Source organism: Caballeronia sp. LZ029, from assembly GCF_031451275.1.
Taxonomy (GTDB): Bacteria; Pseudomonadota; Gammaproteobacteria; order Burkholderiales; family Burkholderiaceae; genus Caballeronia; species Caballeronia jiangsuensis.
The window spans coordinates 701,693-724,588 of record NZ_JARUXO010000003.1; the positions used below are offsets into that span (position 1 = coordinate 701,693).

A 22,896-nucleotide genomic window follows, 5' to 3' on the forward strand; every position below is an offset into this window, starting at 1 on the left:
GTATGTCCGATCTGACGGCGGCCCTGTTCGCCCGCTACAACCGTGTGATGCGCATCGCGTTCGTGGGCGTGCTCATCGTCGCGTGCGCGCTGGTTTATCTGCAATACACGATGACGCTCGCGGCGCAGACATCGAGCGTCAGTCAGCGCATGCAGGAACAGGCGATCGCGCTCGATGCGCTCGTGCGAAGCAGCACCGACGCCGTCAACTCGATGCGCATTCAGGGCGAGACATGGTTGCGCCTGCATCCGCGAGGCGCAGCCGATTCGCCGTTGCTCGCCGCGCTGCGGCCGGGCAAGGAGACGGACAGCATCCAGCTCGACGCGTTGCCTGCACCGTGGACCGCCGCCGATGCCGGCAATCTCACGGGCCTCGTCGGTGCGCGCACGCCCGCGCTCGATCGCGAGCTCGAGATGGCGCTGAGCCTGAACGGCACGTTCAAGACGATCATGGCCAACCTGCCGGGCGCGACGTGGGTCTACTACACGTCCGCGCGACGCTTCATCAATATCTATCCGTGGGTCGCGTCGAAAGACTTCTTCTACGCGGACTCGCTCAAGCAAAAGGAATTTTTCACGGAAGTGCAAACGGCCGCCGATCCCGATCACGCCGTCGTGTGGACGCCCGTTTATGTCGATGAAGCCGGCAAGGGCGTGATGGTCACCGCATCGGCGGGCGTGTTCGATGCGGGCCAGTTTCGCGGTTCGGTCTCGCTCGATCTGACGCTCGGCTGGCTCAACCAGTTCGTGCGCACCTGGCCGCCGGGACTGGGCCGCATGTTCATCGTCAACGATCGCGGGCAGTTGCTCGCGGACCCGGAACTGGTGCGCGACGGCGCACAGCAGGTGCGATCGGCCGAGGAAGCCTTTCCGCCGTCATTGCGTAGCGACCTGCAAAGCGTGCTGAACGATGCAGACGGGCGTCTTTCGATCCGCGACGGCTATTACATCGAAGCGGTCGGCATCCGGCATGCGCCGTTTCGCCTCGTGCTGCTGCTGCCGCGCTGGAACCTTCAGCGCGTGGCGCTGGAAACCGGCGTGCCGAGCGTGCTGGTGCTCGTGCTGAGCCTGACGCTGATGCTCATGATCGCGAGCCGGATGACGTACCGGGATGCGATCGTGCCCGCGCAGAAGCTGGTGCGCTATATCCAGGACGAAGACCGCGGCTCCGTCAAGTCGATTCCGGATATTCCGCAGGCATGGCGTCCGTGGTTCCTCACGATCCAGAACGTGTTCAACGCGCATACGAAGCTCGTGTCGATCCAGCAGGAACTCGACGTCGCGCGGCGCATGCAGCAATCGATCGTGCCGACGCGCTTTCCATCGCGGCCCGACTTGCAGATGTTCGCGCGCATGATTCCGGCGCGGGAGGTCGGCGGCGACTTCTACGATTACTTCTGGCTGTCCGATCAGAAGATCGGCATGGTGATCGCCGATGTGTCGGGCAAGGGCGTGCCCGCCGCATTGTTCATGGCGGTGGCGCGCACGCTGCTGCGCGCGATCGCGCCGAGCGCCGCGAGCCCGGGCGCGTGTCTCGCGCTCGCCAACGATCTGCTCGCGCAGGACAATGAAGCGACGATGTTCGTGACGCTCTTCTACGGCATCCTCGATACGGCGACGGGCGAACTCGAATACGCGAACGGCGGGCATAATCCGCCTTATCTGATCGGTCCGGACGGCGAGGTGTCGCAATTGCCGGGCACGGGCGGCATGGCGCTGGGCGTCATCGAAGGCACGCCGTTCAAGGAAGGGCGCGCGCATCTCGAAGCCGGTTCGACGCTGCTGCTCTATACCGACGGCGTCACCGAGGCGTTCAATCCCGCCGACGAGGAATACGGCGAACTGCGTCTCGCGCGGCATCTCGCGGGCTCCAATGGCGCGGATGTCGAAGTGCTGCTCAAGCGACTCTTCGACAGCGTCAGTCAGTTCGCCGACGGCGCGCCGCAATCCGACGACATCACCTGCCTTGCGGTTCACTACGGGGCTTCCGGGTCGAAGACAGCATGAACGCGACCGACACGCTCGACACGCAACTGGATCCGAAAGCGCCCGACATCGATGCGCTGGTGAATCGCTTGCAGACGCTCTTCGATGCGCGTGGCCTGCCGCCCGCGCTGTTCCAGAGCTTCGCGATGGCCTTCGACGAAGTCATCTCGAACATCGCGGCATACGGTTCGGCGCACGGCGCGATCCGCGTTCACGTGACGATCGGCGCGGACGAAGTGCATGCCGAAGTCATCGACGACGGCGTGGCCTTCGATCCGCTGAAGCTGCCCGATCCCGATGTGACGAGCGAACTCGACGATCGCGCGATCGGCGGGCTCGGCGTCTATCTCGTGCGCAAGATGATGGATCGCGTGGCTTATGAGCGTCGTGAAGAATTGAACTGCCTGAGCTTTCGCAAGCGCATCGCCGCGAAGCCGGACGCTTGAAGATCTACCGAGGAAACCGATGAATATCAACGAAACGCATGAAGGCGAAGTACTCATCATCGCCGTGGATGGACGCATCGACAGCACGACCTCCCGGCAACTCGAAGACGTGTTGCCCGAGCGTGTGCAGGCGACGCCGCGCGTGCTGCTCGATATGAGCGACGTGCAATACGTCAGTTCGGCCGGACTGCGCGTCTTGCTGAAGGCCGCGAAGAGCGCGCGCAGCACGGGGCATGAACTGGTGCTGACGGGACTCTTGCCGCAGGTTCATGAAGTGTTTCAGGTGATCGGCTTCGACTCGCTGTTCCGCATTGTTCCGGATCGCGCCGCCGCAATGGCCGCGCTGACGGCGTGACGATTCGGTGTTGCATTGCGATAAGCCATCCGAAGCAATCGGCGATCTCTGTCTGCTATGCCACACAGCCTCGCCGGTTCTGGTTTCGTATCGTGTGAGCGCCGCCTATTCTGAAGCGTTCCGATGCCGCGGGAGATGCACATGCCGACGATTGCATACGATGCAAGACGTGTTGCCCTGTACTCGCCGCAAAACGATGACACGATCTTCGATGATCGTGCCGAGTACAAGGTTTCGGCGCTCGCTGCGGAATTCGCACGACTCGCCTATGTCCATTCCGAAGACTCCCCACTTGAACTCGACCGGCTACGGCAGGCACTCTCGAAGGTGCGATTCGGCGAACCCAAGCCGTTCAATGAACGGGATACCGGTACTCAGGGTTTCGGCGCGCTCCGCGAAGCAGACGGCCTCGCGATCGTGTCGTTTCGCGGAACGGAACCTGCGGAACTCACGGACATCGCGGTCGATCTCGAAGCGAGCCTGACGCCCTGGAACGAAACCGCCGGGCGGGTTCACGATGGCTTCGCTGCCGCCACGAGAAGTATTCTTCCCACCGTGCTGCAATGGCTGGATGAGACGAAGAACGCGAGAAAGCGGCTCGTGCTCACGGGCCATAGTCTTGGCGCCGCGATTGCGACGCTGGCCGCGAGCGTATGCCGCGCCGATGAGCTCATCACGTTCGGATCGCCGCGAGTCGGGAATGCGGACTTCGCCGCGACGCTGGCCGACGTCGCCATCACGCGATTCGTCGATTGCTGCGACCTCGTCACCGAATTGCCTCCCGAACTGGGCGGATACATTCATGCGGGACCGATGACGTTCATCGACGCCGACGGCACGCTGCACACTGCGCCCGAGCCGTCGTTCGTGCAGGCCGACCGCGAGGCGGCGCGCATCGCTTATCTTCGCGAGTATGCGTGGAGGAAGGGCAACGTCATGATCCGGGATCTCGCCGACCATGCGCCGATAAACTATATCCGCAGCCTCATTCCTTGATAAGCCGACGAGCGCCGCAACGCGTCAGGACTTCGGCGCGAGCCAGGAGTCTTCGGCTTCGATGCCGTCCGGCTCATACGTCCACGTGATCTTCTCGTACGTGAACGACACGTCTTCCATGTGGCCCATCTGCTTGTTGTCCGGCGACAAGCAGTTCGGCGTCCACGACTTCATGTTGGTCAGAATCGCATTCGACAGCTTCACGGTGTAGTACTTCTCTTCCGTGCCCTTCGGCGAAATGCGATAGAACTCCAGCGACACGTCCTTCATCTGCTCGCCGGACGTCAGCGCCTGATACAGCTTCGGCGAGGACTTGTCGATTTCCTTCGTGAGCGTCATCGCCTGGTGCACGCGCTTGCCGGTCGGCAGGCCCGTTTGCGGGCTCTTCGGAATTTCGATGGTGTGATCGACAGCCTGAACGAGGATCTTTCCTTCGTGACCCTGAACCTTGGTCGAGCCTTCGATCTTGCCTTGATTCTGGCCTTCGAGTGAGAGGTAGCACGGCATCGGCATGATTTTTTTCTCCGGTTGTTTGGCGCAGTTCGTTCTGCGCATGGGATGAATTCTCGGCGCGCGCCGTTACGGCCGCGTTTCAGAAAAACGGGCTCAGGTTACAAACGAAACATGAGGCTCACGCCACCTCGTTGAAGCGCCCGAGCGCGGACGCGCGGGTGTCGGTGACGTTGAGAATGTTGAGAAATCCGCTGACTTCGAATACTTCGCGGATCTGGTCGTGCATACCGCACAGGACGAGCCGTCCCGCGGATTGTTTGAGGCGCTTCGCGGCGATGAGCACGACGCGCAATCCCGCGCTGGAGATATAGCCGAGCGCGCTCAGATCGAACAAGACCTGGTTGGTGCCCTGATCGAGACGGCGCTGGATTTCGGCCTCGACCTGCGCCGAGTTCGTGCTGTTCAGCGCGCCTTCGAGGCTCACGATGAGCACGTCGCCCTGGACTTCATACTGGTTTGCCACAATGGTCTCTCACGCAATGGCGATGCCGCTGTCCGCCTGGCTTCGGAAGTTCTCGAAGCATTAACGGCAGAAATCAAAAGAACCTTATGGATAGGTGAAGCGCATTGCCGCATTCCGGCCGCCCTAAAAACAGCTTCAAGAATCCGAAAGCGCGGTCGTTAATGCCCTGAGCGACAGGAAGTTCAGCGTAGCACGCAGGCCATGCGCCCAATGCGCGAAAAGAGCCCGGAATCCGGTTCTCTTTGCGGCAATGACCCGCTATACGCCGTGAGATCGTTCCGTGTCGCCAGCAGCATGCAATGAATGAGCGGCGACGGCATTCGCGCACGATCGTGCTGACGCTGTTCAAAGCGGCTCGAATATTTCATCAACACTTTTGGTATTGGGTTAGGGGGTAGGCATGGCATCTGACGGTTCAGTCGCTCCTAAGGAGCGGGTCAATATTGTGTATCGTCCGGCCACCGGAGATGCCAAGGCGGAAGTCGAATTGCCGCTGAAATTGCTCGTGCTCGGCGACTTCACTTTGCGCGACGACGATACGCCGATCGAAGACATGAAGCCGGTCAACGTCGACAAGGACAACTTCAACGAAGTGCTCAAGGGGCAGAAGCTCTCGCTCGATCTCGCGGTGCCGAACCGCCTCGACGCGAACGCCGATCCGGAAGCGCAGATCGCGATGAACCTGAAGTTCGAGTCCGTCGACGATTTCTCGCCGGATGCGATCGTCGAGAAAGTGCCCGAGTTGCGCCAGATGATCGCCTTGCGCGACGCGCTCAAGGCGCTGAAGGGCCCGCTCGGCAACATTCCGGATTTCCGCAAGCGCGTTCAGGAACTGATCGAAGACGAAGGCGTGCGCGCGCGTCTGATGAGCGAACTCGGCATCGAGGAAAAGTGACATGAGCGACATGGAAAAGCAACAGACAGCGACAGCCGCACCCGAGTCCGACGCAAGTCTCTCGCTGCTCGATTCCCTGATCGAGTCGGCGCGCATCAAGCCGGGCGACGAAGCCTATTCGATCACGCGTCAGGGCATCCAGGCGTTCATCTCGCAACTGCTGGAGCCGCAGAACGCAGTCGAGCGCATCACGCAGGCGACGGTCGACAGCATGATCGCCGACCTCGACCAGAAGCTGTGCGCGCAGGTCGATGCGATCCTGCATCACGCCGACTTCCAGAAGATGGAGTCGGCATGGCGCTCGCTCAAGTTCCTCGTGGACCGCACGAATTTCCGCGAGAACGTCAAGATTCAGTTGCTGAGCGTAAGCAAGGGCAAGCTGCTCGAAGACTTCGAGGACGCGGCGGACATCACCAAGTCGGGTCTCTACAAGAATCTCTATACGGCTGAATACGGCCAGTTCGGCGGCCAGCCGTTCGGCGCGATCGTCGCGAACTACGAGTTCGGTCCGGGCACGCAGGACGTGAAGCTGCTGCAGAACGTGGCGAGCGTATCGGCGATGAGCCATGCGCCGTTCATCGCCGCGGCGGGTCCGCATTTCTTCGGCGTCGATACCTATGATCAGTTGCCGAACCTGAAGGATCTCTCGTCGATTTTCGAAGGCCCGCAGTTCGTCAAGTGGAATGCGTTCCGCGAATCCGAAGACGCGCGCTACGTCGGTCTCACGCTACCGCACTTCCTGCTGCGCGTGCCGTACGGCGCGGATACGGTGCCGGCCAAGAAGTTCAACTACAAGGAAGATGTCTCGGGCGGCAACAGCCAGTTCCTGTGGGGCAACGCGGCGTTCGCATTCGCGTCGCGCCTGACGTCGAGCTTCGCCGATTACCGCTGGTGCGCCAACGTGATCGGACCGCAGGGCGGCGGCACGGTGGGCGACCTGCCGGTGTACACGTACGAGTCGATGGGCGAGCTGCAGAACAAGATCCCGACCGAGGTACTCATCTCCGAGCGCCGCGAGTTCGAGCTTGCGGAGCAGGGCTTCATCGCGCTGACGATGCGCAAGAACAGCGACAACGCCGCGTTCTTCTCGGCGAACTCGGCGCAAAAGCCGAAGTTCTTCGGCAACACCAAGGAAGGCAAGGAAGCCGAGCTGAACTACAAGCTCAGCACGCAACTGCCGTACATGTTCGTCGTGAGCCGTCTCGCGCATTACATCAAGGTGATCCAGCGCGAGAACATCGGCACGTGGAAAGAGCGCGTCGATCTGGAAAGCGAACTCAACACGTGGATTCGCCAGTACGTCGCGGACATGGACAACCCCGCCGAAGGCGTGCGCAGCCGTCGTCCGCTGCGTCAGGCGGAAATCGTCGTGGCCGATGTTGAAGGCGATCCGGGCTGGTATCGCGTGGATCTGAAGGTGCGTCCGCACTTCAAGTACATGGGCGCGTCGTTCACGTTGTCCCTGGTCGGCAAGCTGGACAAGAAGTAAGCGGCACATCGCTGGAAAGCGCGCCGTGTTTCATCTGTAACGCAACGCGGGAGAACTGAAACCGACCGGTAACGGGCCTCCTGCAACATGTGAAACATGCGCAGCACACAAGAGCTGAGCGAAACGCCGGGGCCGCGAGGTCCCGGCGAAACAACCGAAACCCAAACACAGTTTGCTACCCAACAGGGGAATTATCATGCCGATGCCGTGCTACCTCACTCTCGAAGGCCAGAACCAGGGCAAGATCGAAGGCTCGACCAAGGTTCAGGGTCATGAAGGAAAGATTCTCGTCCAGGCCGTCGATCACACCATCGAAATTCCGAAGAGCCCGCAAACGGGTCTGCCGACCGGCAAGCGCGTCCATCTGCCGATGACGCTCACGAAGGAAATCGACAAGTCGTCGCCGAAGCTGTTCCAGGCGCTGACCTCGGGCGAGCAGATGAAGAACGTCACGCTCGAGTTCTACCGCATCTCGCCGAAGGGCACGGAAGAGAAGTACTACACCGTGAAGCTGTCGAACGCGATTCTGACGAACATGAAGTCGTGGACGCCGAACTGCCTCTCGCCGGAAAACAAGCAGATGGGTCACATGGAAGATATCTCGTTCACGTACGAGAAGATCACGTGGACCTTCGATCCGGACGGCATCGAAGCCGAAGATTCGTGGCTCGCGCCGAAGTCCTGATTCGCATCTGAGCGGGAGCAATCGTGAGAGAGCGCCGGCTGCTGGAACGGATCGCGAGCTGGAGCGCGGGTGAAGCGCGCACCAACGAGACCCAGGTGGATGTGCTCGTCGATTCCGTGATGGGCCATCTGAGCCGGCTGCTCAACACGCGGCAAGGCAGCGTGCAGATCGATCCGCAATTCGGCGTGCCCGATTTCACGAACCTTGCCGGCACCACCGCGATGGGCTCCACGCGCGAGATCGAAGAGGAGATTCGCCGCATGGTCCTGCGCTACGAGCCGCGCATCAAGTCGCCGCGCGTCACGCTCAATCGCGAGGAAACCGATGTGCTGTCGATCCGCTTCGCGCTCGAAGGTTCGCTCGAAGTGGACGACCGTGAGATTCCGCTGCGCATCTCGACGACCGTGGGCGCGAATGGGCGCGTCAGCATCGACTGATTTCACGCCGTCACTCTCTTTTTTATCCGGATTCAGCCGAGTCGGTCACGCATGTTCAATCGATACTATCAGGATGAGCTGAACAAGCTGAAAGGCCTGGCCGCCGAATTCGCCCGCGCGAATCCGGCGATCGCGCCGATGCTCTCCGGCACGTCCGCCGATCCGGATGTCGAGCGCCTGCTCGAAGGCGTCGCGTTTCTCACGGGCCTCACGCGCCAGAAGCTCGACGACCAGTTTCCCGAGTTCGTTCAGGAACTCACGAATCTGCTGTTTCCGCATTATCTGCGGCCCGTTCCGGCCTCGACGCTGATCGGCTTTGCCGCCAAAGGTCCGCGCACGCAGGCGTCGCGCGTGGCCGCGGGCACCGAGCTCGCGTCCGTGCCGGTGGATGGCACGTCGTGCCGCTTTCGCACCGCCTGGGATCTCGATGTCGAGCCGTTGCGCATCGCCGAAGTCAATCTGCTGAGCCACGCGGGCGCGGCGCCCGTGCTGATGATCGACTTTGAAATGGACGGTGGCGCGAGCATCGCGCAATGGAACGGCGATTCGATTCGTCTCTTCCTGAACGGCGGCCATGTCGATGCATCGAAGCTGCTCTTGCTGTTGATGAACCACGTCACCGACGTGCGTATCGCAAGCGGCGGCGAGCGCCTTTCGCTCGGCGCGAAAAGCCTGCGCACGAGCGGCTTCGACGCCGGCCTGCTGACTTATCCGGGCCACGCGTCGAGCGGCTATCGCACGATCCAGGAATTCTTCGCGCAGCCGGAAAAGTTTCTCTTCATCGACATCACGGGCATCAGGCGCTGGACCGCGAACGCGAACGGCACGAGCTTCAGCATCGTGATGACGCTCGATGCGCTGCACGACTGGATGCCCGAGATCGACGCCGAAAGTTTCATGCTCAACGTGGTCCCGGCGATCAACGTGTTCGCGCATGTCGCGGACCCGATCACGCACGATCACCGGGCGACGGAATATCGCGTGATTCCCGAAGGCCGCGATCGCCGTCACTATCAGGTGTATTCGGTCGATCAGGTGCTGGGCTATCAGCAGGGCCGCGCGCAGGAGCGCGTCTATCAGCCGTTCAGCATGTTTCGTCACGACGGGCGCGGCGCGCAACTGAGCTACCGCACGACGCTCAAAAGCGCGAACGTCGAGCGCGGCAGCGACGTGTATCTGTCGCTCAACTATCCGCCGTCGGAGACGCCGCTGCCGGAGACGCTGTCGATCCGCGTCACCTGTACGAACCGCGCGTTGCCGGAAGGCCTGAAACCGGGCGATATCAACGTGCCGACCAGCTCGTCGCCCGATCAGATGAGCTTCACCAATATCCGCGCGATCACGCCCGCGCAGGACCCGCCCGCGGGCGAGGAACTGCTGTGGTGCCTGTTGTCGCACGTGTCGCTGAATCTGCTGTCGCTCGCCAGCGCCGACAACCTGCGCAAGCTGCTCGGCCTTTACGTGTTCGCCGGGCGGCAGGGCCAGGAGCTGTCGAACCGGCGTCGCATCGAAGGCATCGTCGATGTGACGGTCACGCGCGAAACGCGGCTCGTCGGCCGTGGCGGCATGCAGCGCGGCCAGTTGATCCGTATCCGTTGCCGTGAGGACCATTACGCCGGGATCGGCGATCTGTATCTGTTCGGTTGCATGCTCGAGCGATTTCTCGGCGATTACGCCGGCATCAATTCCTATACGCGCGTCGAGCTCGAAGACACGCTCTCAGGGAAAGTTTTCAAATGGCCGCCGAGACTCGGACAACAACCGATGCTGTGAAGGCGCTGCTTCTCACCAACGGCGAGAAGTATTCCTACTTCCAGGCGATCCGGCTGCTGCGGCTTTACGACCGTCACACGGGTCTGAATCAGGAGAACCTGCGGGTGCGGCCGCGGCTCGGGCTCGGCTTTCCCGAGAACGACATCGACCGCATCGAGGCGATGCCCGAAGGCGGCTATCGCATCACGGCGAACTTCTTCGGCCTGTACGGCGTGGCGTCGCCGCTGCCGACGTATTACACCGAAGACCTCTTCGAGGAAGAGCGCGAAGGGCATCACGTCACGCGCGATTTTCTCGATATCGTGCATCACGCGCTGTATCCGCTGCTCTTCGACGGATGGGCGAAGTATCGCGTCGAGCAGCGCATCGTCGAGGATCGGCATGAGGCGTCGCTCAATCAGTTGTATGCGTTCGTCGGTCTGCACGATCCGGATTTGCGCGTCGATCTGTTGCCGGGCAGCGCCGAACTGCTCCGTTACGCGGGGCTGTTCAACCAGCGGCCGCGCTCGGCGCTGGGCCTTAAAACCCTGCTCGCCGATGCCTTCGCCCCCGCCGATGTGAACGTGGTGTGCGGCGTGCTGCGCGTGGTGCCGATTCCCGCCGATCAGCGCTGGCAACTCGGACGGCAGCAAAGCTGTCTGGGCGAGGACGCATGGCTTGGCTCGGAGATCGACGATTACGAAAGCGCGATCCGCATCGAATTCGCGAACGTGCCGCAAGCGCTCTTTCATCAGATGCTGCCGGGCGGGACCGCCCATGCGCGCCTGCGCTTTTTCACGCGTTTCTATCTGACCGATCCGCTCGACGTGGAAGTCGGGCTGCAACTGCGCCATGACGAAGCAGGCGCGGCGCGCACGGGTCGCGGCGCGTGGTCGCGGCTCGGTTTCGATACATGGCTCAACCCCGGCGAGGCGAAGCTGCCGACGCGGGTTCACTACGCTCTTTAAACCACTGCTGGCCGTTGCTGGAAAGACTAAGAGGAAAACTAACATGCTGCTGGTCGAACTGAAGCCCCTGGTGGGCCGCCTCAACGGCTTTTGCAAACAGGCGCTCGAAGATGGCGTCGGGTTGTGCGTGTCGCGCGGTCATTACGAAATCACGGTCGAGCATCTGCTTGTCAAGCTGTTCGACGATCAACAGGCCGATATCGCGCTCCTGCTGCGCCAGCACGACGTCGAGGCGGCGCTGGTGCAACGCTCGATCAACCTGTCGCTCGAACAGATGAGGACGGGCAACGCCGGCCGTCCCGCGTTCTCGCCGCTGCTGCTCGAATTGCTGCAGGACGCGTGGCTGATCGCATCGGTGGACTTGCAGGAGCCGCGCATCCGCTCGGGCGCGGTGCTGCTCGCGTTCCTCGCGCGCCCGACCTATTACGCGACCGGCGACTACGCCGCGCCGCTGCGCGCGCTGAATCGCGAAACGCTGATCCGTTCGTTCGATGCGGTGTGCGGCGGTTCCGTCGAAGCGGGCACGCGCGAGGCGCTCGGTGACAGCGCGGGCGATGCGTCCGCGCCCGCCGGCGGCGACGGCAGCGCGATCGCGCGCTTCTGCGAAAACTTCACCGAGAAGGCGCGCGCGGGCAAGCTCGATCCGGTGTTCGGCCGCGATGCCGAGATTCGCCAGATGGTCGATATCCTCGCGCGACGCCGCAAGAACAATCCGATTTGCGTCGGCGATCCGGGCGTCGGCAAGACGGCGGTCGTCGAAGGGCTGGCGCTGCGCGTGGTCGAAGGCGACGTGCCCGATTCGCTCAAGGACGTGACGATCCTCGGTCTCGACATGGGTCTGCTGCAAGCCGGCGCGAGCGTGAAGGGCGAGTTCGAGAATCGCCTGAAGGGTGTCATCACCGAGGTGAAGGCGTCGGCGAAACCGATCATCCTGTTCATCGACGAAGCGCACACGCTGATCGGCGCGGGCGGTCAGGCGGGCACTTCGGACGCGGCCAATTTGCTGAAACCGGCGCTCGCACGCGGCGAGCTGCGCACGATCGCCGCGACGACGTGGGCCGAATACAAGAAGTACTTCGAAAAGGACGCGGCGCTCGCGCGGCGCTTCCAGTTGGTCAAGCTCGACGAACCCGATCTCGATACCGCCGTGCTGATCCTGCGCGGTCTGAAGGAGAAGTACGAGGACGTGCACAAGGTCGTGCTGCGCGACGACGCGATCGTCGCGGCGGCCGAATTGTCGAGCCGCTACATCATGGGCCGTCAACTGCCGGACAAGGCCGTCGATCTGCTCGATACGGCCTGCGCGCGCGTGAAGGTGCTGCAAAGCGCGAAGCCCGACGTGCTGGAGAACACGGAGCGCCGCATCCAGGCATTGCAGCGCGAGAAGAACGGACTGGAGCGCGACGCGGACAACCAGCAGCCCGTCGACCTCGCGCGTCTTCGCGAGATCGACGAGGAATTGCCGAAGCTCGGCGCGCAAGCCGAAGAACTCCGCGCCTTCTGGCAACGCCAGCGCGACGCCGCCCGCGCGCTGCTCGATGCGCGCACGGCGCGTCACGAGGCGAAGGCGGCTGGTGCGCCCGCCGACACGCTGGAGGCGCTGTCACGCGACATCGCTTCCGCTGCCGACGCGTTCAAGGCGGCGCAGGGCGATCAGCCGCTGGTTCATATCGATGTCGATCCGGACGTGGTCGCGCGCGTGATCTCGGACTGGACCGGCATTCCGGCGGGCAAGATGCTGCGCGATCAGGCGCAGAGCGTGATGCGCATGGCCGACACGCTGAAGGCGCGCATCCGTGGCCAGGACCATGCGATGGAGCAGATCGCCGAAGTGCTGAAGACCGCCAAGTCGGGCCTGAAGGACCCGGATCAGCCGATGGGCGTGTTCCTGCTCGCGGGTCCGTCGGGCGTCGGCAAGACGGAGACGGCGCTGTCGGTGGCGGACATCATGTTCGGCGACGAAAAATCGACCACCGTCATCAACATGAGCGAGTTCCAGGAGAAGCACAACGTGAGCCGCCTGATCGGCTCGCCGCCGGGATACGTCGGTTATGGCGAGGGCGGCGTGCTGACCGAAGCGGTGCGCCAGCGTCCGTATTCGGTCGTGCTGCTCGACGAAGTGGAAAAGGCGCATCTCGACGTGATGAACCTGTTCTATCAGGTGTTCGACAAGGGCATGCTGTCGGACGGCGAGGGCAAGGAGATCGACTTCTCGAACACGGTGATCTTCCTCACGTCGAATCTCGCGACCGATGTCATCACCGAAATGACCGCGGGCGATGACAAGCCCGATGCGGCGACGCTGCTTTCCGCGGTGCGGCCGATCCTGTCGAATCACTTCAAGCCCGCGCTGCTCGCGCGCATGACCGTGATTCCGTACTTCGCGCTCGCCACCGACGCACTCGCGGGCATCGTGCGCCTCAAGCTCGACAAGATCGTGAAACGCGTCGCGCACAACAACAAGATGCGTTTCACCTATACCGATGCGGTGGTCGCGCAGATCGCGGCGCGCTGCACGGAAGTCGAAACGGGCGCGCGCAACATCGATTTCATTCTGCGCGGCACGGTGCTGCCGATGATGTCGCAGGAAATTCTCACGCGCATGGGCGAGGGCGTCGCGCTGCCGGAAGTGGCGCTCGACGTGAACGAGAGCGGCGATTTCGCCGTGACGTTCCCCAGCGCGCCGGCCTGACGTTTCAAACGTAACGCGGCTGAAATCATGCGGTGACCGAGCGCCGCAAGAATAACGAGCATCACCTGTACGGAGATTCAAACATGAACGCACTGTCCGACCGGATTCTCGCCAACAAGCGCTTCGATTTCACGTCCGAAGCGTTCGGCGCGGACAAGTTCGCGGTCGTCGAAATGGAAGGCTTCGAGGCGATCTCGCAGCCGTTCCGCTTTGTCCTCACGCTGGTGTCGGACGATGCGTCGATCGATTTCGACACGATGCTGAGCCATCGCGCGTCGTTCGTGATCTACGGCCCGGAGGGCGGCATCCGCGCGCCGTATCACGGCATCCTCGCGGAGTTCGAGCAACTGCATCGCGCGGACGGTTACGTGTTCTATCGCGCCGTGCTGGTGCCGCGCCTGTGGCGGCTGTCGCTCTTTCGCATCTCCGAGGTGTATCTCGACGAGCGGCCGATCACCGACACCGTGCGCGCCGTGCTCGAAACCGGCCGTCTGAATTCCGCCGACTACGAATTCCGGCTCACCGGCGACTACCGGCCGCGCACCTTCGTCTGCCAGTATCAGGAGACGTATCTCGACTTCGTGTCGCGCTGGCTGGAGAAGGAGGGCGTCTATTACTACTTCGACCATTCCGGCGGCGCGGACAAGCTCGTCGTGATCGACGACAAGATCATGCACGCGGCGGACGCGCTCCCCGTCGCGTACCGTCCGGACGATTCCCTCGACACCGGCCTCGCCGCCGATTCGGTGCGCGACTTCGTGTGCCGCCAAAAGCCGCTGCCGCATGAAGTGGTCTTGCAGGACTACAACTATCGCAAGGCGACGGTGCAGTTGAAGGCTCGCGCGACCGTGTCGGATGCGGGCATCGGCGAAGTCATGCTGTACGGCGAGAATTTCCGCGACCAGCAGGAAGGCGACCGCTACGCGAAGCTCCGCGCCCAGGAACTCGTCTGCGGCGGCAAGGTGTATTCGGGCGAAGGCACCGCGCTCGGCTTGCGCAGCGGCTTCTTCTTCACGCTCGGGTTTCACTATCGCGACGACTTCAACGGCCGTTATCTCGTCACCGAAGTGCATCATCAGGGCTCGCAGGCGGGCGCGCTGCTCAACGGCGTGACGAGCCCGTACAGCGAGGGCGCGCGCGGCGGCGAGATCGTCTACCGCAACAGCTTCCGTGCGATCCCCGCCGCGACGCAGTTCCGCCCCGAGCGCACGACGGCCAAGCCTCGCGTCGCCGGCACGATGAACGCGACCATCGACAGCGAAGGCAGCGGCGAGTACGCCGAGCTCGACGAGTACGGCCAGTACAAGGTGCAACTGCCGTTCGACAAGACCGACAAGAACGCCAACAAGAGTTCCGCGCGGCTGCGCATGGCGTCGCCGTACGCGGGCACGGACCACGGCATGCATTTCCCGCTGCACAAGGATGCGGAAGTGCTGCTGTCCTTCATCGACGGCGATCCGGATCAGCCGGTGATCGTCGGCAGCCTGGCGAATTCGGAGAACAGCAACGTCGTCACGCAGCAGAACGCGCAGGCGAACCGCATCGCGACGGCGGGCGGCAATCAGCTGCACATGACCGACAGCAAGGGCAAGGAAGCCGTGTGGCTGCATTCGCCGTTTCACAACAGCACGATCGGCATCGGCTCGACCGACGTGAACGGCGGCGGCAGCCTGTGGACCAGCACGGCGGGCAGCTCGGAAAGCGTGACGGTCGGCGTCAGCAACTCGCTGTTCGCGGGGACCAAGAATTCGCTCACGCTGTCGTACGAAGGCTCGCTGTCGGCGTCGATGACCACGAAGGCGTCGTTCGGCGCGAACGTGTCGTTCGGTCTCAGCACCAACGTGAGCTGGAACAAGGGCAAGAGCATCACTGTGGACGATTCCGACACGGTCTCGCTCAAGACCTCCGGCAAGCTGCAGGGCGCGGAAACGGTGCTGATCTCGGGCGGCCAGGACCCGATCATCAAGACGACGGTCGATGGCGTGAAGGACTCGATCAAGGGCGCCGTCGCGATGAGTCTCGCGGTGAACGCGGTGATCGCGGCGGACGCGGGCATCGCGATCAGCGCGGCCGACGACGCCGGCGGCGGCTCGGGCAAGGTCGCGCCGTGGACGCCGGGCAGCTACGGCGTCACGGCGGCGCAGACCGCATTGGGCGGCGCGCTCACGTCGATCCTCGCGCACAAGGTGCTGTTCGACGGCGCGAAAGCGATCGCCGCCGCGAGCGAGGCCAAGCCGCTCTACGCCAGCAACATCGAGCTCGGCATTTCGGGCATCAAGGCGACTGTATTGCCGTTGCCCGGCATCGGCTCGACGCTGAACATGTCGCAGTTCGGCAGCGAGTTGTCCGTGGCGAGCGGGCCGGGGGTGTCGTCGAGCGTGGAGGTCGACAGCCTGCAAGTGGTGCTCAAGGCGGGCGGCGCCAATACGACGTGGGTCGATGGCGACGGCGCCGGCACGCGCGCCGCGACCATCAAGATGACGGCGGTGTCGAACCTGACGGCCACTGCCGGCGCGGACCTCGGCCTGAAGGCGACCGGCGCGCTCTCGGCGGAGGCGGCGGGCAACGTGTCGGTGAAGGGCTCGAAGGTGACCATCGACGCACTGGACAAGGTCGCGACCATCGCCACGAATGTGAACGTGGAAGCCGCCAACGCCTTCAGCGTGACGGCCTCGCAGGTGAAGTTCAACGGCTCGACGGTGAAGTTCAACAGCGCGCTGATCCAGTTGGGATGACGGCATGAAAATCCTCAAGCCCGATAATCTCGCGCTCGTCTATCGCGGTCTGCGGCTCGCGCGGCGCGACGTGCTCTCGATCGGCATGATCGCCGGCTTTCGCTTCGACGACGCCGGCCTCGATGGACTGATGCCCGAACCGGACGTGTGGGCCGCTGTCGCCGGCGCGCTCGGCAAGAACGCGATCCTCGACGAAGGCTATCCGAAGCTCGTCGGCGAATATCTCATCCACGGCGCGGCGCATGCGCCGGCGGGCACGCAGGTCGCGCAGCAGCGGCTCAGCGCGCGGATCGGCACGCTCGGCAAGTCGCTCGTGGTCAGCGGCGAGCGCCGGTTCAATGCGCTCGGCCTGATCTCGGCGGCCACGCCTTACGCGCGTATGCCGATCGAACCCGCGACCGCGTTCGGCGGCGCGGGCTGCGCCGACAATCCGGCCGGCAAGGGTTATGCGGAAATCGACAACGCCGACGGCACGCGCATCTGGCCGCTGCCGAACGTCGAGAGCGAAACGCGGCGCATCGCGAGCCGTGGCGATCGCGCGGCACCGGCGGGCTTCTGGGGTTTCGCCAGCGACGCGCCCTTGCGCCGTCAGCACCTCGGCGCGTGCGACGAGCGCTGGCTCAAGAGCGAGTGGCCGCATCTGCCGTCGGACACCCGGCCCGAGTTCTTTCTGAGCGCGCCGTCCGATCAGCGTCTGCCCGGCTATTTCACCGGCGACGAGCGTTTCGAGATCGTCAACATGCATCCGCGTGCGAGCGTGCTGCAAGGCGCGCTGCCGCGTTTGCGGGCGCGCTGCTTCGTCAACGCGAACGATACGCTGACCGAAGTGGCCGCCCATGCGGAGACGCTCTGGCTCTTCCCCGAGCTGGAATGCGGCGTGGTGCTGTACCGCGCGCTCGCCAATATCGCCGATACCGAAGCGAGCCAGGTGACGCACGTGATGGCCGAATGGGAGCCTCTGAGCGATGCGCCGCTGCCGTTCGAGCATTACCGCGATGTGTTCCGCGAGCGCATCGCCGTGGCGGTTCCCGCGCGCGCGGCGGCTGCCGTCGAACCGGCGGAGGCTGCCGCGCCTGTCGCGATGCCGGTAGCTGCGGCCGCACCGCAGGCAGCGGCGGTTTCGTTCGACGCCTCCGCGCTGTCGGCCGTACAGACGCAGACCGCGGCATTGAACAGCGAGAGCCGCGCGCTGATGGCGAAGTTCGGCAAGACCGACGCCGATATCGCGCCGTACCTGAAGGACGCCGCGCCCGAGCGCGTGCCGACGCTGGCCGAAGTCAAGGCGAGCGTCGCCGAATTGAACGCGGAAACCCGCGCGCTGATGCAGAAATACGGCGTGAAGGATGCCGACGCGGCGCGCTATCTGAACCAGCCGGAAGCCGACGCCAGCGCCGCCGATCTGCCCGGTCTGCTCGCGCGGCTTCAGGCGGAAACGCAGCAGCGCCTGCGCGATGCCGGGTTGTCGGAAGCGGATGTGCGTCGTCGACTGGCGAGCCGTCCCGAACTGGCCGAAACGCTGCCGCATCTCGCGCCGCCGGGCGTCGTGTCCGCAGCCGACTTCGCCGGGCTCGCCGCGCTGGCCGCGAAACCGCCCGCGCCCGCCATCGACATGCCCGCCATCGACATGCCCGAGGCCGAAGCGCCCGCCGTCGTCCAATTGACGCGCGAAGACGTGATCGCGCGGCACGCTGCGCGCGCGAGCCTCGCGAATTACGACCTGAGCGGCGTCGATCTCTCGAAGCTCGATCTGTGCGGCGCGGATTTCTCCGGCGCGGTGCTCGACAAGACCTCGTTCACGGGCAGCCGTCTCGCCGACGCCGATTTCACGCAAGCGCTGCTGCACGGCGCCGACCTGAGCGAAACCGATCTGCAACGCGCGCGATTCACGCAAGCGAGCGCGGCGGCGAGCACGTTCGCCAAAGCGGACCTGCGCGGCGCGCAACTCGCCGACGCCGATTTCACGGGCGCGGATGGCTCCGCGTCGAAGCTGAACGAGGCCGATCTGCGCGGCGCGATCTTCGATCAGTCGAAGCTCGCCGGCGCCGATCTGTCGGCGTGCCGCGCGCAGCATGCGAGCTTCACCGATGCCGACCTGAGCGGCGCGAAGTTCATCGGCGCCGATCTCGTCGCGGCGAGCTTCAGCGGCAGCCGTCTTGCAGGCAGCGATTTCTCGGCAGCGGCGTGCCGTCAGGCGGAGTTCTACGGCGCGCACGCGCAGCAAGCCGTCTTCACCGATGCCGACCTGAGCCAGTCTCGCGCCGACGCCAAGACCTGTTTCGACGACGCACGCTTCACGCGCACGCGCCTCGTCCGCGCCGCATGGGACGGCGTGCAGCTTCGCCGCGCGAGCTTCGAGCGCGCCGTCATCGATCACGCCGATCTCGCCAATGCGCAGGCGCAGGCGGCACGCTTCGGCGCGTCGTCGGCCAAGGGCGCGCGCTTCGACAAGGCCGACCTGAGCGGCGCCGATCTCGATGCCGTCAACCTGTTCGGCGGCTCGCTGCGCAAATCGAACCTCAAGGGCACGCTGCTGCGCCACGCGAATTTTTACGGCGTGGACTTCGACGGCGCGCAGCCGACTATCGCGAGCCTCGAAGGCTCGAACATCGATTGCACCATCCTTCAATTCAGGCCGCCCGTCATATGAGCACGACGACTCCCGCCACCCGCATGCGCATGAGCGCCGACGAAGCCCGCGCGATGCTCGCCGCGCAGCGTCTGCTCGCCGACGCCGATCTGTCCGGCGCCGATCTTTCGGGCATCGATCTGTCCGGATGCCGGCTGCAAAACGTCGCGTTCGCAGAAGCCGATCTGACGAACGCCGCGTTCGCCGATGCCGATTTCCAGGACGTGTCGTTCGCGCGCGCAAAACTCGATGGCCTGCGCGCGCAGCAGACGCGCTTCGAGAACGCCGACTTCGGCGGCGCGAGCGTGCGCAGCGCGGATTGCGCGTTCGCCGCGTTCGACCGCTGCGACTTCGGCGGCGCATCGTTCGCGGGCGCGAGCTTCGTGCGCGCCGATGCGCACGGCTGCCGCTACGCACAGACCGACTTCACCGGCGCGAACCTGCATCGCTTCACCGCGATGGACGCGGACCTCACGAGCGCGCGTCTGACCGGCGCATCGCTCGCGCAAGCGTATCTGCGCGGCGCCGACCTGAGCGGCCAGGATTTGCGCGGCTGCGATCTGACGATGACGATCCTCGACGGCGCATCGCTGCGAAAGGCCGACCTGTCCGGCGTCGCGCTCGATCGCACGAGCTTCGTCGGCGCGCAGTTGCAGGACGCGACGCTGCGCGGCGTGCGCGCGCACTTCGCAGCGCTGCTGAACGCCGTTTTCGAACGCGCCGATCTCACCGACGCGGTCTGCGAGATGGTCAACGCGAGCGAAGCGAACTTCGCCGCCGCGCGCGCCGATGCCTCGCGCTGGAATCAGTCGGTGCTGAGCGCGAGCGTCTGGCAGCGGGCATCGCTGAAGGCGGCGCGCTTTGCGTACTGCGATCTCTCGCACGCGAATCTGTCCGGCGCGGATTGCACGCGCGCGGACTTCGGCAACGCCAATCTGCATGCGCTCATCGATCAGGGCGCGCAACTGAGCGGCGCGTCGTTCGACGGCGCGCGCCGCACCGATCCCGCGCTCGCGCGCGCCGAGCAATGGCAGCCGCGCGTCTGACATGAACCTCATCCAAGGAAACACGGCCATGAACCGTACGCTCGTCACGATCGCCCGGCCCGGCGACGATCCCGCCGTCCAGCTCACCTACGCGACCGTGACCGGCCGCGCCGACCGCTGGTTTCTGTTCGACGCCGCCGGCCGCGCGCCGCTGCGCGCGTTGCGCGCGGAAAGCTGTCTCGTCGAGCCGGAGTGCGGCGACACCGTGCTCGTCGCCGCGAGCGGCGCGAACGCGATTTCCTACGTGCTCGCGGTGCTCGCGCGGGCGCAGCCATCGTGCGCGGCGCTCGTGCTGCCCGGCGACGTCGCGCTGCACACGGATCACGGCGCGCTGCGCGTGGAAGCCGATAGCGTCGACATGAAAGCCGCGCGCAGCCTGACGATGCAGGCGCCCGAGATCGCGATGACGGGCGTGCGCGGCGAGATCACGTTCCATCGCATGGAGGCGGCGATCCAGCAGTTGCAGGGCCGCTTCGGCGCGGTAAGCACGGTCGCGCAGCAGATCACGAGCACGGTCGGACGCCTGATCCAGCGCGCGCGCGACAGCGTTCGCCGGATCGACAACGCCGACGAGACGCACGCCGGCCGCGTGCGTATGCATGTCGAGGAGCGCATGCACGTTTCCGCCCGCCACGCGACGATTCTGGCCGAAGGCCAGGTGAAGATCGACGCCGACAAGATCGATCTCGGATAGGAGCCGACATGTTCGCAGTCACCAAAGCGGGCGGCCAGTGCATGGCGATGCCCGACGTATGCAAGACGCCCGCGCCGCCCGCGCCGCCGATTCCGATTCCGTATCCGAACATCGGCATGCCGCCGATGGGCAATCCGGCGACCGTCAAGGTGCTCGTCGGCGGCATGCCGGCGCTCACCAAGTCGTCGGAAATTCCGCTGAGCTCGGGCGACGAGGCGGGCGTCGCGGGCGGCGTCGTGTCGGGACAGATGATGGGCAAGGAGCAGTTCATGATGGGCAGCGTCACGGAGAAATTCGACGGCTCGCCCGCCGTGCGGCTCAGCGATCCGACCCAGCACAACGAAGGCAACATGGTCGGCGCGGTGCTCGCGCCGAGCCAGTCCGTCGTGATGGTCATGAGTTGAACGAGAGGAAAAAACCATCATGAAAACCGTCTGGATCACCGCGTTCGACAAGGAAAAGGACGCCGCGCGCGTCGCTGCCGTGTCGCAGTTGCTCAAACGTTACGGCCTCGCGACGCAAGGCCACTTCTGGGTCGATGAACCCGCGAAGCTCGCATGGCGCGCCGGCCTCGACGCGCTGAACGCCGCACGCGCCGATCTCTGGCTGATCCTCGCCGACGATGCGGCGCTCGCGAAGTCGTCGATCCGCTATGGCCTGTCGGTGTTCGCCGCGAGCCTGCGCGAGGCGCGCGGACCCGGCTTTCCGATGGTGCTGTCTGGCGCGGCGGGCATCGAGAGCATGCCGGCGCTGCTCGGCGGCGCGACCGTGCTGGTCGAGAACCATCCGACATGGCCGGCGAAGATCGTCGCGCGCGCGAATCTCGCGAAGCCGGGCGAGCCGAAGGATCATCGCTTCGAGGTGGTCGGCGAGGAGCAGCTCGGCCAGTGGTTCGCCATCGGGCCGCGCGAGGGCGAATGGCAGGGCGTCGTGTTCGGCGTTCATGGCGGCGGCGCGACGATCGATTTTCAGGCGGTCGGCCCGCGCGGCAAGCTGCCGGAGAAAACCGTGCTGGAGTTCGCGCAGGAAGGGCTGACGCTACAGGTCGGCGAGCGCGAATTCACGGCGTGGGCGGTGCGCAACCGCCTCGGCGCGGGCGATGTCTATTACGCCCGCGTCAAAGGCACACCCGAATCGATCCTCTTCATGCCGTACACCGAAGACAGCGAAGCCAGCGCGACGATCCTGCCGCTCGTCTGACGCCGTTTTCCCGGCAGGCTTCGAATAAGGCCGGAAAACCGCCTTTTTTCGCCGCATGAGAGCGACGCAATATCCGGAGAATGGGTGGCAGTGGGTAATGCTCGACGGCACATGAAAGAGGCACCGGCAATGGCTGTGGCTGTTATGAAAAACGATGCCGCGACGCGCGGCAAAAATCGCGGGCGCGCAATGCGGCGGATGGCGTCGCTGGCATGCGCGGCGGCCGTGCTCGCGCTGACGGGATGCGGCAGCGCGCCGCCGAAAGACCCGCTCGCCGACGTCACCTGGAGCTACGCGACCGACGCGGTGATGTTCGAGATCACCGCCGATCCGGGCCTCAACCAGTACGACGGCCAGTCGCATACGCTTCTGCTGGGCGTCTACGAGACCGGCGATGCGCAGGCGTTCCGCAATCTCTCCGCCGATCCGAACGCGCTCGCCGAAACGATGGCGACGGGCAAGGTGCCGCAGACGTTCTCGCAGTTCTCGCGCTATGTGGTCGCGCCGGGCCAGCATTCGTATCTGATTCTCGACCGCGCGCAGAGCACGCGCTCGATCGGGCTCGTTGCGGGCTACGCGCAGTTCGGCGTGGCCAACGCGGCGCGCCAGTTCGACGTTCCCGTCGTCACGAAGACCTCGGGCTTCATCTTCCGCACGCATACCAAGCTGCCGGGGCCGCTCGTCGTGCGCCTCAACCTCGGCGCGCAAGGCATTCTCAACGCCGAAGTGCAGCCCGGCGGCCCGGATGCCGCGACGCTGCAGCGCGCGCAGCAGCTCGAAGGCGGCGGCAAGGAAATCCGTTTGAGCGACAAACCGGCGGGTTCGGACGGCTCCGGCGCCACGACCGGGGTCGTGGGCGCGGCCAGTTCGCAGGACACGCCCTTGCGCAAGCTCAGCAACTAGACATCGATCCCATCGC

General features: G+C 64.6%; 20 protein-coding genes. 18 read left to right on the top strand and 2 right to left on the bottom strand.

Annotated features, from left to right (window positions below; translation table 11 throughout):
* The first annotated feature begins 2 nt into the window (after positions 1-2).
* The 4 genes from QCE73_RS22610 (at position 3) to QCE73_RS22625 (ending at position 3,782) form a co-directional block, all read left to right on the top strand.
* Complete coding sequence (locus QCE73_RS22610) at positions 3-2,006, top strand: SpoIIE family protein phosphatase (RefSeq protein ID WP_309883662.1); 2,004 nt, start codon at positions 3-5, stop codon at positions 2,004-2,006.
* Positions 2,003-2,431: an ATP-binding protein gene (locus tag QCE73_RS22615; RefSeq protein ID WP_035501257.1), complete on the top strand. Its 429-nt coding sequence runs from the start codon at positions 2,003-2,005 to the stop codon at positions 2,429-2,431. Before QCE73_RS22610 ends, QCE73_RS22615 begins: the two co-directional genes overlap by 4 nt.
* Positions 2,432-2,450: 19 nt before the next feature.
* Positions 2,451-2,786, top strand: a complete 336-nt coding sequence (locus tag QCE73_RS22620; protein ID WP_309883663.1) for an STAS domain-containing protein — start codon at positions 2,451-2,453, stop codon at positions 2,784-2,786.
* A gap of 141 nt (positions 2,787-2,927) precedes the next feature.
* Entirely contained in the window at positions 2,928-3,782 is an 855-nt protein-coding gene (locus QCE73_RS22625; protein WP_309883664.1) for a lipase family protein, read from the top strand.
* A gap of 24 nt (positions 3,783-3,806) precedes the next feature.
* On the opposite strand, the gene QCE73_RS22630 is transcribed toward QCE73_RS22625, so the two are convergent.
* Positions 3,807-4,295: an Hcp family type VI secretion system effector gene (locus tag QCE73_RS22630; protein WP_035501372.1), complete on the bottom strand. Its 489-nt coding sequence runs from the start codon at positions 4,293-4,295 to the stop codon at positions 3,807-3,809.
* A gap of 118 nt (positions 4,296-4,413) precedes the next feature.
* Positions 4,414-4,758: an STAS domain-containing protein gene (locus QCE73_RS22635; protein WP_035501261.1), complete on the bottom strand. Its 345-nt coding sequence runs from the start codon at positions 4,756-4,758 to the stop codon at positions 4,414-4,416.
* Positions 4,759-5,158: 400 nt separating this feature from the next.
* Here QCE73_RS22635 and tssB point away from each other — a divergent pair, with 400 nt between their 5' ends.
* The 14 genes from tssB (at position 5,159) to tssJ (ending at position 22,880) form a co-directional block, all read left to right on the top strand.
* Positions 5,159-5,653 carry a type VI secretion system contractile sheath small subunit gene (tssB, locus tag QCE73_RS22640; protein WP_035501262.1) on the top strand — a complete coding sequence of 165 codons (495 nt, stop codon included), beginning with the start codon at positions 5,159-5,161 and terminating at the stop codon, positions 5,651-5,653.
* Position 5,654: 1 nt separating this feature from the next.
* Positions 5,655-7,142, top strand: a complete 1,488-nt coding sequence (tssC, locus tag QCE73_RS22645) for a type VI secretion system contractile sheath large subunit (RefSeq protein WP_035501264.1) — start codon at positions 5,655-5,657, stop codon at positions 7,140-7,142.
* 196 nt (positions 7,143-7,338) lie between these two features.
* Positions 7,339-7,827, top strand: a complete 489-nt coding sequence (locus QCE73_RS22650) for an Hcp family type VI secretion system effector (protein ID WP_014192977.1) — start codon at positions 7,339-7,341, stop codon at positions 7,825-7,827.
* Between the two features lie 23 nt (positions 7,828-7,850).
* Positions 7,851-8,264 (top strand): type VI secretion system baseplate subunit TssE, encoded by a 414-nt coding sequence (gene tssE / locus QCE73_RS22655; RefSeq protein WP_309883665.1) that lies wholly within the window; start codon positions 7,851-7,853, stop codon positions 8,262-8,264.
* A 51-nt stretch (positions 8,265-8,315) separates the two neighbouring features.
* On the top strand, positions 8,316-10,037 hold the full coding sequence (gene tssF / locus QCE73_RS22660) for a type VI secretion system baseplate subunit TssF (RefSeq protein ID WP_035501267.1): 1,722 nt from the start codon (positions 8,316-8,318) through the stop codon (positions 10,035-10,037).
* Positions 10,001-10,984 carry a type VI secretion system baseplate subunit TssG gene (gene tssG, locus QCE73_RS22665; RefSeq protein WP_035501268.1) on the top strand — a complete coding sequence of 328 codons (984 nt, stop codon included), beginning with the start codon at positions 10,001-10,003 and terminating at the stop codon, positions 10,982-10,984. Before tssF ends, tssG begins: the two co-directional genes overlap by 37 nt.
* A 43-nt stretch (positions 10,985-11,027) precedes the next feature.
* Entirely contained in the window at positions 11,028-13,676 is a 2,649-nt protein-coding gene (gene tssH, locus QCE73_RS22670) for a type VI secretion system ATPase TssH (protein ID WP_309883666.1), read from the top strand.
* 83 nt (positions 13,677-13,759) lie between these two features.
* Positions 13,760-16,411 carry a type VI secretion system tip protein TssI/VgrG gene (locus QCE73_RS22675; protein WP_309883667.1) on the top strand — a complete coding sequence of 884 codons (2,652 nt, stop codon included), beginning with the start codon at positions 13,760-13,762 and terminating at the stop codon, positions 16,409-16,411.
* Positions 16,412-16,415: 4 nt separating this feature from the next.
* Positions 16,416-19,058 (top strand): DUF2169 domain-containing protein, encoded by a 2,643-nt coding sequence (locus tag QCE73_RS22680; protein ID WP_309883668.1) that lies wholly within the window; start codon positions 16,416-16,418, stop codon positions 19,056-19,058.
* Positions 19,055-20,083 carry a pentapeptide repeat-containing protein gene (locus tag QCE73_RS22685; protein WP_309883669.1) on the top strand — a complete coding sequence of 343 codons (1,029 nt, stop codon included), beginning with the start codon at positions 19,055-19,057 and terminating at the stop codon, positions 20,081-20,083. Before QCE73_RS22680 ends, QCE73_RS22685 begins: the two co-directional genes overlap by 4 nt.
* Positions 20,084-20,111: 28 nt before the next feature.
* On the top strand, positions 20,112-20,777 hold the full coding sequence (locus QCE73_RS22690) for a DUF3540 domain-containing protein (RefSeq protein WP_035501377.1): 666 nt from the start codon (positions 20,112-20,114) through the stop codon (positions 20,775-20,777).
* A gap of 8 nt (positions 20,778-20,785) precedes the next feature.
* Positions 20,786-21,181, top strand: a complete 396-nt coding sequence (locus QCE73_RS22695) for a DUF4150 domain-containing protein (protein ID WP_309883671.1) — start codon at positions 20,786-20,788, stop codon at positions 21,179-21,181.
* A gap of 19 nt (positions 21,182-21,200) precedes the next feature.
* Positions 21,201-21,977 carry a hypothetical protein gene (locus QCE73_RS22700; RefSeq protein WP_309883672.1) on the top strand — a complete coding sequence of 259 codons (777 nt, stop codon included), beginning with the start codon at positions 21,201-21,203 and terminating at the stop codon, positions 21,975-21,977.
* Between the two features lie 129 nt (positions 21,978-22,106).
* Complete coding sequence (gene tssJ, locus QCE73_RS22705) at positions 22,107-22,880, top strand: type VI secretion system lipoprotein TssJ (RefSeq protein WP_309883673.1); 774 nt, start codon at positions 22,107-22,109, stop codon at positions 22,878-22,880.
* Positions 22,881-22,896: the final 16 nt, after the last annotated feature.